This is a genomic window from Nonomuraea sp. NPDC049784, from assembly GCF_040659615.1.
Lineage (GTDB): Bacteria > Actinomycetota > Actinomycetes > Streptosporangiales > Streptosporangiaceae > Nonomuraea.
The window spans coordinates 1-8,469 of the sequence record NZ_JBFAMX010000457.1; the positions used below are offsets into that span (position 1 = coordinate 1).

Consider the following 8,469-nt stretch of genomic DNA (forward strand, 5'->3'; position numbering starts at 1 on the left):
GTCGGGGACCTCGCCGACGCCGTACGGCTGCCCAAGGTCGAGTCGGCCGCCGTGCTCGACACGATCACCGGCGCTCCCGCGTACGCGCTGCTGGAGTCGGCGGCCGGGATCGTCGCGGCCCGGGAGATCGCGGCGCACCCGAAGGTCGCCGGCGTCGCGCTCGGCGAGCAGGACCTCGCCGCCGAACTGGCCATCACCGACGAGCGGGCCATGGACCACCTCAGGCTCCAGGTGGTCCTCGCCGCCGCCGCGGCGGGCCTGCCGCCGGTGCCCATGTCCGTCTTCCCGAACGTCAAGGACGAGGCCGGGCTGCTCGCCTCCTGCCTCGCGGGCCGAGCGCTCGGCCTGTTCGGCAGGACCGCGATCCACCCTCGCCAGATCCCCGTGATCAGGCGCGCGTTCCGCCCCTCCGAAGAGGAGGCGGCCAGGGCGGCCGAGATCGTCGAGGCCGCCGAACGGGCCGGGCGATCCGGCGCCGGCGCGGTCGCCCTGCCCGACGGGCGTTTCGTGGATGCCCCCATCGTCGCCCGAGCCCGCCGCACGCTGGCCCTGGCCCACCACCTAGCCGACCCGCCTCCGGACGACCTGCCTTCGAGCGAACGGCTTCCAGGCGACGGGCCCTCCGGCCCGTAGCCGCCCGGAGCACGCCGAACCACCCCACCCCCTTCCCCATTGGAGGTCATTTCGCCATGGGAATCGCCGTATGGGCGCTCCTCGCCTACATCGTGATCATCGTCGTCTGGAACGGCGTACTGAAACGCAACATCGGTGAGGCGATGCTCATCGGCTTCGCCGGCGTGTGCCTCTTCGGCGGCGCCGACTTCTTCTCCCTCGCCTGGGCCGGGATCTCCGACGCACTGGCCGAGGAGGTCGTCTTCGCCGCCCTGGCCTTCGTGTTCATGGGCTACCTGCTCACCAAGCTGGGCCTCATCCAGGAGCAGGTCACCGTGCTCAACTCCGTCTTCGGACGGCTGCGCGGCGGCCCCGGATACGTCTCCACCTCCGCCGCCGCCCTCCTCGGCGGCCCTTCGGGCTCCGGGTCGGGCATCGCCGCCTCCGTCGGCTCGGTCACCATCCCCTGGATGACCAGGTCCAACTGGCGTCCCGACCTGGCCGCCTCGCTCGTGGCGGGCAACGCCGGGCTCGGCATCTCCATCCCGCCGAGCTCGTCGATGTTCCTGCTGCTCGGCTCGGCCGCCGTCGCTCCCGTGCTGACCGCCGACCAGCTCTTCGTGCCCGCCCTCGTCGGCGGACTGTGGACGGTGGCGTACCGCTTCGTCGTGGTGTTCGTGTGGGTGCGGCGGCACCGCATCGCCGCCACCGACGCCTCCGACATCGTCCCGCTGCGCGCGGCCCTGCGGGCCGGGTGGACCTCGCTGCTGGTGTACGCGGGCATCCTGGTCCCCGTGCTGATGACGCTCGACTTCGGCGCCGCCCTCATGGAGTCGCGCGTCGGCGAGGCGGCCGGCGACATCAGCATCGTCGTCTGGATCCCCGTGCTGACCGTGCTGGCCACCCTCGCCGTCGCGTGGAAGCGGCTGCCGCGCACCGGGCGCGCCTGGAGCGAGCTGCTCGGCGACATGGCCCCCAGGTACGCGATCATCGGCGCCACGCTGTTCTTCGCCTTCGCGGCCGCCGCGAGCCTGGGCGAACTGGGCCTCGTCGACCAGCTCACCGCGATCATGAAGAGCCTGGACGCCCCGGCCGTCGTCATCGCGATCCTGGTGGGCCTGCTGATCGTCGTCATCGCCGCGCCCCTGACCGGCACCGCCACCATCGCCGCCGTCGGCGGGGTCGCCTTCAGTGCGCTGACCGCGGCCGGGGTCGCCCCCGCCGCCGCGGCCACCGCCATCATGATCTTCGCCTCCACCGAGGGCGCCTCCCCGCCCGGGGCCGCGCCGATCTACATCGCCAGCGGCATCGCCCAGGTGGACCCGGCCAGGACGTTCGGCCGGCTGATCATCTGGTTCGTCATCCCGACCCTGGTCATCGGCGTGCTGGTGGCGACCGGCGCACTGCCGATCTGAGAGGAGCCCCCGTCGTGAAGCGTCTCACCATGATCCTGTTCAAGATCGGCCTCGTGGTCTTCCTCGCGCTCGGCGTCGTCGTCGTGCTGGCGCAGGCCGTCGGCCTCGTCATCGGGAACCCCGGCCTGGTCTCCGGCGCCGTGTCCGCCCTCGGCATGGCGATGACCGTGTCGGCCGGCGTGACCGGGCTGCTCGGCTTCGTGATGTCGTACCTGTTCCACTGGAAGGCCGGCGAGGACTAGGACGGGTACCAGCGGACCGACAGCTCCTCGTCCACCGGAGCAGGCCCCGGCAGGTCCCGGTGGGCCGGTGGGACCCGCAGCGAGTCCATCACCAGCGCCAGGTAACGGTGGCGCAGCTGAGAGGTGCGCTCCTCGCCGCCGAGCTTGATCGAGGCCATCTGCTCGAACAGCAGCGCGATGTCCGCCACCGTCACGTCCGGCCGCAGCACGCCGGCCGCCACGGCACGGTGGTGGACCTCGGTGGCCAGCTCCGAGGCCCTGACCGCGTCGCGGCCCAGCTCCTCGGTCGGCGTGAACGTGCCCGCCAGCTTGATCGTCAGCGAGTTGGTGTCGGCGTCGACGATGCCGCGCATGTAGCCGGCGAACGCCTCCCAGGGGTCGCCGCCGTCGGCCAGCGCCCGCTCGGCGACCTCGCTGTAGAGCTTGAGACCGTCGCCGCACAGCTTCTGCAGCAGCGCCTCCTTGCTGGGATAGCGGCGGTAGAGTGCGCTGATCCCGACGCCCGCCTTCTCGGCCACGGCGGCGATGGGCGCGCCGGGATCGGCGGTGAAGACCGCCCGCGCCGCCTGCAGGATCAACTCGTCGTTGCGGGCCGCCTGTGCCTTGCGGCCACTCATGGGTGCGCTCGTCATGCTCTCAGTATAGGGAACGTACGGTTCCGTTCTACAAGAGCAAGTCAGCATGTCTATACAAAGAGATGACATTGGGATACAACCAGGGCGAGCCCGTTGGTCTTGGAGGTGTCCTATGAGACGTACCCCGATCGTGCTGGCCCTGCTGGGCGCGCTCGCCGTGAGTGGCTGCTCCTCCTCCGGAGGACAGAGCGCGCAGAGCGCGCCCGCGAGTTCCGCCGCCGCCGGTCCGTCGCCCGCGAGCGCCAGCTACGCCGTCATCACCCACGGAGGCCCAGGCGACTCCTTCTGGGACGTGGTCAAGAACGGCGCCGAAGCCGCGGGCAAACAGTACGGCGTGAAGGTCACGTACCAGGGCGATGGCGACCCCGCCAAGCAGTCGCAGCTCATCGACCAGGCCGTCTCCGAGAAGGTGGACGGCATCGTGGTCTCCATGGCCAACCCCGACGCGCTGAAGGAGGCCATCGGCAAGGCCGTCGCGGCGAAGATCCCGGTCGTCACCATCAACTCGGGCGCCGACCAGTCCAAGGCGTTCGGGGCCATCACGCACGTCGGCCAGTCCGAGGACGTGGCCGGGCGCGGCGCGGGCGAGCAGCTCAAGGCGGCCGGCGTCACCAAGCTGCTGTGCGTCATCCACGAGGCCGGCAACGTCGGCCTCGACCAGCGCTGCAAGGGCGCCGAGCAGACGCTGGGCGGCACGGTCGAGCGGCTGCAGGTGGACATCGGCAACCTGGCCGACGTCACCTCCAAGGTCACCGCCAAGCTCCAGTCGGACAAGCAGATCAACGGCGTGCTGGCGCTCAACCCGGGCATCGCGGTCGCCGCCAGGGACGCCATCAAGGACTCGGGGTCGCAGGCCAAGCTGGCCACGTTCGACCTGTCGGCCGACGTGGTGTCGGCGATCAAGGATGGGGAGATCCTGTTCGCCGTGGACCAGCAGCAGTACCTGCAGGGCTACCTGCCGATCACGTTCCTCAACCTGTACAAGAACAACCTCAACACCGTCGGCGGCGGGCTGCCCGTCAACACCGGGCCGGGCTTCGTGACCAAGGACAACGCCGACCAGGTGGCCAAGCTGGCCGAGGCGGGCACTCGATGACGATCACGGCCGACGAGCGGGTCGCCGAGGTCGGTCTGGCCCGCCGTCTGCTGATCAGGCCCGAGCTGGGCGCGGTGGTCGGCCTGGTCGTGGTGTTCGTGTTCTTCGCCTCGCAGTCGCCGGTGTTCCGGTCGCCGGCCGGCATCGCGAACTGGCTCGACCCGGCCGCCACGCTCGGCATCATGGCGGTCGCGGTCGCGCTGCTGATGATCGGCGGCGAGTTCGACCTGTCGGCGGGCGTGCTGACCGGCACGAGCGGGCTGATCCTCGTCACGCTGGCCACCCGCTTCGGGTTCAACGTGTGGGTGGCCATGCTCGCCGGGCTGGTCGTGGCGCTGGGCATCGGCTTCGCCAACGGCCTGATCGTCACCCGGACCAGGCTGCCCAGCTTCATCGTCACGCTGGGCACGTTCCTCATGCTCCAGGGCGTCAATCTCGGGGTCACCAAGGCCATCACCGGGACCGTGCAGGTCAGCGGCCTGCGCCGGGCCTCGGGCTTCGAGGGCGCGAACGCGATCTTCGCGGGGACCGTCGAGATCGGCGGGACCTCGTTCCGGGTGGCGATCCTGTGGTGGATCCTGGTGACCGCCGTGGCCACATGGGTGCTCATGCGTTCAAAGGCCGGAAACTGGATCTTCGCGGTGGGCGGCAACGAGCAGGCCGCCCGCGCGGTCGGCGTGCCCGCCGCCCGCACGAAGATCGCGCTGTTCATGACCACGGCGTTCGCCGCCTGGCTGGTCGGCTCGATCCTCGCGCTACGGTACACGTCAGTGCAGGCCAACATCGGCATCGGGCAGGAGTTCATCTACATCATCGCCGCCGTCATCGGCGGCTGCCTGCTCACCGGCGGGTACGGCTCCGCCATCGGGGCGGCCATCGGCGCGGTCATCTTCGGCATGGCCGACAAGGGCATCGTGTTCCTGGGCTGGGACGCCGACTGGTTCAAGTTCTTCCTGGGCGCGATGCTGCTGCTGGCGACGCTGGCCAACCGCCTGGTCAGGCGGTACGCCGAGGAGGTGAGGCATTGATTCTCGAGACCAGGGGCATCGGCAAGACGTTCGGCTCGGTGCTGGCGCTGCGCGACGTGTCGATGGGCGTGCAGGCCGGCCAGGTCACCTGCGTGCTCGGTGACAACGGCGCGGGCAAGTCCACGCTCATCAAGATCCTCGCCGGCGTGCACCAGCACGACGCGGGCACGTTCCTGGTGGACGGCCAGGAGGTGCGCTTCGCCAGCCCCCGCGACGCGCTCGACCGCGGCATCGCCACCGTCTACCAGGACCTGGCGATGATCCCGCTCATGTCGGTCTGGCGCAATTTCTTCCTCGGCTCCGAGCCGAGGAAGGGCCTGGCCTTCGACGTGGCCAAGGCACGTCGCGTGGCGCGCGAGGAACTGCGGGCCATGGGCATCGACATCCGCGACGTCGACCAGCCGGTCGGCACGCTGTCCGGCGGCGAGCGGCAGTCGGTGGCCATCGCCAGGGCCGTCCACTTCGGCGCCCGCGTCCTCATCCTCGACGAGCCCACCTCGGCGCTCGGGGTCAAGCAGGCCGGCGTCGTGCTGCGCTACATCGCCAGGGCCCGCGACCGCGGGCTCGGCGTCGTCTTCATCACCCACAACCCCCACCACGCCTACCCGGTGGGGGACCGGTTCCTGCTGCTCAACCGCGGCGCCAGCCTGGGCGAGTACGGCAAGGCCGACATCACTCCGCAGGAGCTGACCTCGCTCATGGCGGGCGGGGCGGAGCTGGAGGAGCTGGCGCACGAGCTGAAGCGGGAGTGAACCCCTTGACGGTAATTTGACGATTTTGGGCGGTGGTCTGGAGGTACAAAAAGGCACAAACCCCTCTGCGTGTACATGCACCGGGGGTTCACCGTGACCACAATGATCGGCAAGCGAGTGGTGCTGGAGAAGGCGGCACAGGAGTTCGCCGACGCCACCGCCAAGCGCCCGTACATCCATGAGCTGCCGCCCGAGCAGGGCCGCGAGGTGCTGGAGAAGCTGCAGTCCGACCCGAGCGTGCCCAAGCCGGAGATCGACGAGGAGTGGATCCAGGTTCGGGGCGGGCCCACCGGCCTGGTGCCGGTGCGGATCGTCAAGCCCAGGGGCGCCACGGGGACCATGCCGGTCATCTTCTACATCCACGGCGCGGGATGGGTCTTCGGCTCGGCGCACACCCACGACCGGCTGGTGCGCGAGCTGGCCGTGCGCTGCGCCGCCGCCGTGGTCTTCCCCGAGTACGACCGCGCGCCCGAGGCCAGGTACCCCACGCAGATCGAGCAGAACTACGCCGCCGCCCAGTGGGTCATGGAGCACGGCAAGGAGAAGGACCTGGACCCGTCACGGATGGCGGTGTGCGGGGACTCGGTGGGCGGCAACATGTCGACCGTCCTGGCCATGATGGCCAAGGAACGCTGCGACGTGCTGCTGCGCGGGCAGTGTCTGTTCTACCCGGTCACGGACGCGAGCTTCGACACCGAGTCGTACAAGCAGTTCGCCAGCGGCTACCACCTCACCCGCGACGGTATGAAGTGGTTCTGGGACCAGTACATCACCGACCCGGCCCGGCGGTCCGAGAGCCACGCCTCGCCGCTGCGGGCCCGCTCGGCGGAGCTGCGCGGCATGCCGCCCGCGCTGATCATCACGGACGAGGCGGACGTGCTGCGCGACGAGGGGGAGTTGTACGCGGCGCGGCTGCGCGAGCTGGACAACGACGTCACGGCGGTGCGGATGGCCGGGATGGTGCACGACTTCGTGATGATCGACCGGCTGCGCGACACGGACGCCTGCAAGGCGGCCATGGACCTGGCCACGACCATGTTGCGGCGGTGGATCGAGCCTTGATGTACGCGATCGCGGCGGTGCCCCCAGGGCCGTTATTACGCCATCACGACTGAGCCGCAGGGCGGACCGCACAGATCGTGCGGCCCGCCCGTGCGGCGTGCACAGGGCTGCCGCACGGGCACCGTCCTATGGTGCGGCCAACACTCGGCTCGCCCCCCATCGAGGAGCTCCATGACCGCCATCGACTCGCGAACGATGCCCATCGGCGCGGCGTTCGACCGGATGCCGTTCACCCGCAGGCACGTGCTCATCGCGCTCGCGCTGTTCATCGCGTTCGTCATCGAGTCGTGGGAGCAGCTCGCCCTCGTCTACGTCTCCGGCGACCTGGGGAGCTCGTTCGGGATCGACGAGGCGGGGGTCGGCGTCGTGCTGTCGGCGGTCGCGTTCGGCATGATCCCCGGAGTGCTGGTCTGGGGGCCGGTGGCCGACCGCGTGGGGCGCAGGCCGACGGCGTTCTGGTCGCTGCTGGCGTACGGGGTGATCGCGCTCGCCTCGGCGCTCGCGCCCAACTTCGCGGTGCTGGTGACGCTGCGGGTGGCCTCGGGACTGGCGCTGGCCGGCGTCTACACGATCACGTTCCCGTTCTTCCTCGAGCTGCTGCCGACGCATGTGCGCGGGCGGGCGGCGGTCTACCTGTCGATCGGATGGCCGATCGGCATGCTGGCCGCGATCGGGGCCTCGGTGACGCTGGGCGATCTGGGCTGGCACATCGTGGTGATCGCCAGCGCGGCGGCGGGGCTGTGGGCGTTCGCGATCAGGGCTTGGGTGCCGGAGTCGCCGTACTGGCTGGCAGCCCGGGGCCGCCAGGAGGAGGCCCGCGCCGTGCTGCGCACCCTGGGCAGCCCGGACGCCGAGGCCACCTTCACCGTGGCGACCACGCGGGTGGGGCGGCCACTCGACCTGTTCCGCGGCGGGCTCGCCCGGATCACCGTGGTCATGCTGCTGCTGAACTTCGTCTTCAACTGGGGCTACTGGGGCCTGCAGACATGGCTGCCGACACTGCTGCAGCAGAAGGGGCTCACGCTGTCGGCCTCGCTCGGGTTCGCGGCGCTGAGCGCGCTGATGATGATCCCCGGGTACGTGAGCGCCTCGCTGCTGACTGGCCGCTTCGGGCGCAAGAAGGTGTTCCTCGTCTATGTCGTGGCGGCGGTGCTGGGCGGGCTCTGGTTCGCCACGGCCTCCTCGACCGCCGGCCTCTACCTCGGCAACTTCGTGCTGTCGTTCTTCAGCCTCGGCGCCTGGGGCGTCTGGAACACCTGGAACGGCGAGTTCTACCCGACCGCCCTGCGCGGCACCGGCTACTCGTGGGCCACGGCCGCGCAGCTCGTGGCCACCACGGTGGCGCCGTCGGCGGTGGGCGCGCTGCTGGCCCACGCGACCGGGTTCACCGCTACCATGCTGGTCATCAACGCGTTCATGGTGGCCACGGCGCTGCTGGCGGTGCCGCTGCCGGAGACCGAAGGGCGCGAGCTGGAGTGATCCTCGGCGTCGCCCTCGTACGGCCCTCACCGGTGCTGGTGGCCGTCAGGGACGGCGCGCCCGAGTGGCCGGTGAGCCGCGCCGCCGCCCGCGCGGCGCGGCGGGCCTGCGTCGCGGTGTTCCAGAACCTGCAGGACCTCGTCTACAA

At 70.6% G+C, this 8,469-nt stretch carries 9 protein-coding genes; 8 read left to right on the forward strand and 1 reads right to left on the reverse strand.

All coding sequences use genetic code 11. From position 1 onward, the window contains the following. From AB0J09_RS47640 to AB0J09_RS47650, 3 genes are all read left to right on the forward strand, one after another. A partial coding sequence (locus tag AB0J09_RS47640) for an aldolase/citrate lyase family protein (RefSeq protein WP_360706970.1) occupies nucleotides 1-633 on the forward strand: 633 nt, incomplete at its 5' end. A gap of 56 nt (nucleotides 634-689) precedes the next feature. Next, a complete protein-coding gene (locus tag AB0J09_RS47645; protein ID WP_360706973.1) occupies nucleotides 690-2,027 on the forward strand; it encodes a TRAP transporter large permease subunit in 1,338 nt (445 codons plus the stop codon). Between the two features lie 14 nt (nucleotides 2,028-2,041). Beyond that, the gene (locus tag AB0J09_RS47650; RefSeq protein WP_360706976.1) at nucleotides 2,042-2,269 is read left to right on the forward strand and encodes a hypothetical protein; all 228 of its coding nucleotides are present in this window, start codon (nucleotides 2,042-2,044) and stop codon (nucleotides 2,267-2,269) included. On the opposite strand, the gene AB0J09_RS47655 is transcribed toward AB0J09_RS47650, so the two are convergent. Further along, the gene (locus AB0J09_RS47655; protein ID WP_360706979.1) at nucleotides 2,266-2,901 is read right to left on the reverse strand and encodes a TetR/AcrR family transcriptional regulator; all 636 of its coding nucleotides are present in this window, start codon (nucleotides 2,899-2,901) and stop codon (nucleotides 2,266-2,268) included. The genes AB0J09_RS47650 and AB0J09_RS47655 overlap by 4 nt on opposite strands. Nucleotides 2,902-3,016: 115 nt before the next feature. On the opposite strand from AB0J09_RS47655, the gene AB0J09_RS47660 reads away from it, so the two are divergent. From AB0J09_RS47660 to AB0J09_RS47680, 5 genes are all read left to right on the forward strand, one after another. After that, the gene (locus AB0J09_RS47660) at nucleotides 3,017-4,000 is read left to right on the forward strand and encodes a sugar ABC transporter substrate-binding protein (protein WP_360706982.1); all 984 of its coding nucleotides are present in this window, start codon (nucleotides 3,017-3,019) and stop codon (nucleotides 3,998-4,000) included. Beyond that, nucleotides 3,997-5,028 carry an ABC transporter permease gene (locus AB0J09_RS47665; RefSeq protein WP_360706985.1) on the forward strand — a complete coding sequence of 344 codons (1,032 nt, stop codon included), beginning with the start codon at nucleotides 3,997-3,999 and terminating at the stop codon, nucleotides 5,026-5,028. Before AB0J09_RS47660 ends, AB0J09_RS47665 begins: the two co-directional genes overlap by 4 nt. After that, a complete protein-coding gene (locus tag AB0J09_RS47670; protein WP_360706988.1) occupies nucleotides 5,025-5,780 on the forward strand; it encodes an ATP-binding cassette domain-containing protein in 756 nt (251 codons plus the stop codon). Before AB0J09_RS47665 ends, AB0J09_RS47670 begins: the two co-directional genes overlap by 4 nt. A 102-nt stretch (nucleotides 5,781-5,882) precedes the next feature. Continuing rightward, complete coding sequence (locus tag AB0J09_RS47675) at nucleotides 5,883-6,842, forward strand: alpha/beta hydrolase (protein WP_360706991.1); 960 nt, start codon at nucleotides 5,883-5,885, stop codon at nucleotides 6,840-6,842. A gap of 171 nt (nucleotides 6,843-7,013) precedes the next feature. Next, entirely contained in the window at nucleotides 7,014-8,321 is a 1,308-nt protein-coding gene (locus AB0J09_RS47680; RefSeq protein WP_360706994.1) for an MFS transporter, read from the forward strand. Nucleotides 8,322-8,469 lie beyond the last annotated feature (148 nt).

Bases quoted from the DNA above. Each gene is read 5' to 3' on its own strand.
- AB0J09_RS47655 (WP_360706979.1), bottom strand. From the start codon at position 2,901: ATGACGAGCGCACCCATGAGTGGCCGCAAGGCACAGGCGGCCCGCAAC.
- AB0J09_RS47665 (WP_360706985.1), top strand. From the start codon at position 3,997: ATGACGATCACGGCCGACGAGCGGGTCGCCGAGGTCGGTCTGGCCCGC.
- AB0J09_RS47645 (WP_360706973.1), top strand. From the start codon at position 690: ATGGGAATCGCCGTATGGGCGCTCCTCGCCTACATCGTGATCATCGTC.
- AB0J09_RS47675 (WP_360706991.1), top strand. From the start codon at position 5,883: ATGATCGGCAAGCGAGTGGTGCTGGAGAAGGCGGCACAGGAGTTCGCC.
- AB0J09_RS47680 (WP_360706994.1), top strand. From the start codon at position 7,014: ATGACCGCCATCGACTCGCGAACGATGCCCATCGGCGCGGCGTTCGAC.
- AB0J09_RS47660 (WP_360706982.1), top strand. From the start codon at position 3,017: ATGAGACGTACCCCGATCGTGCTGGCCCTGCTGGGCGCGCTCGCCGTG.